This window comes from Hydrogenivirga sp. 128-5-R1-1, from assembly GCF_000171895.1.
On the sequence record NZ_ABHJ01000407.1, the window covers coordinates 1 to 1,309 of the forward strand.

The window sequence follows — 1,309 nt, forward strand, 5'->3', positions numbered from 1 at the left end:
AAAGAACCTATTGTGTTTTTAAACTATAAAAAACCTAAACCTTTTTCTGAAATACTTATTCAAAAAATTGATGAAATTTTTAAAAAATATTCTATTAGTAAAAATGACCTAAAGGCTGTTGTTGTAAATAAGGGTCCAGGGACTTATACAGGTCTTAGAATCGGTATAACTACTGCTAAAGTATTATCTTACGCAATGAATATTCCTTTATATACTTATGAAAGTTTATATGCAATGGCTTATAAATACAAATATTTTTCAGGAACTATTTTATCTGCAGTATATGCTGGTAAAGGAGAAGTTTATTTGCGAAAGTTTTTATCAAAAAATGGTAATATTCAACCTTTAACAGAAAACTTACTTATAAAAAGAAAAGAATTGGAAAGTTTTTTAAAAAACGTAGATTTAGTTGTGGAGAAAAATCTGAATTTGAAAAATGCAGAAAAGCTTACTGAATCTCTTTCATTGGCAGGAGCATTTTTTGCCTTTAAGCAAAACAATAAAGAAAATCCATTCACAGTAGAACCCGTTTATTTAAGGGATAATTAAATCTAATTACCGGTCTATCTTTGTCCCCCGTATGTCCACCAAATTGTGAGTTTTTTGATGAAAATTTGCAAATAGAGAAAAATGAGAAATTTTGTGAAACCTTTAATTCAGTGGTGCGAGAGGGGGGAACCGAACCCCCACGGCCTTTCGGCCAAGGGATTTTAAGTTAGAACTTAAAAGAATTGACCTTTTTAAACCTTTTTCTATCTATATATAAATTAAGATAGATTAGGAATATCTTAAAAATAACTTAAGCCTTTTAAAAATATTACCATTTCTTACTCATTTTCCAGTTTGAAATAAACTTTTTTGGTATTACCTGCCTTAAATTTTTAGCATTCATAACATATTTTTTTGCCTTTCATGTACTAATTTTTGACATGTGATGTCTAAACTTTTGAAAATTGAAACCTTCAGCCCTTTCATTCAAAATAAAAACAAGATTTTTTGGGGGATAAGATGAAAAGCGAGTTTGATATTGCTAAAGAAATTATAACAAAAACAATAGGGGAAAAACCATTTTACACAGTTGAGGATATTCAAAAGCTGTTCGGTAAATCAAGGCAGTGGGTATATGAATTAGTTTATGAAGGTTTATTAGTTCCAGTAGAGAAAAACCACAATCCAAGAAAATACACATTTACATTAATAAGCTTAATTGAAAGCTATATAAAATTAACAAGAGGTGTTAAAAATGGCTAAAAAAAGACAGGAAAATCAACTGAATGACAACTTAACAACAACTTTGCCTCAACAAGAG

Annotated in this window: 2 protein-coding genes; both read left to right on the forward strand. The window is 29.1% G+C overall.

What is annotated here, in order from left to right:
* Positions 1-549: tRNA (adenosine(37)-N6)-threonylcarbamoyltransferase complex dimerization subunit type 1 TsaB (tsaB, locus tag HG1285_RS01175; RefSeq protein WP_008289459.1), on the forward strand; the 549-nt coding region annotated here is incomplete at its 5' end.
* A gap of 459 nt (positions 550-1,008) precedes the next feature.
* A complete protein-coding gene (locus HG1285_RS01170; RefSeq protein ID WP_008289461.1) occupies positions 1,009-1,251 on the forward strand; it encodes a helix-turn-helix domain-containing protein in 243 nt (80 codons plus the stop codon).
* Positions 1,252-1,309: the final 58 nt, after the last annotated feature.

Coding starts and splice junctions, on each gene's coding strand:
- HG1285_RS01170 (WP_008289461.1), top strand. CDS start 1,009: ATGAAAAGCGAGTTTGATATTGCTAAAGAAATTATAACAAAAACAATA.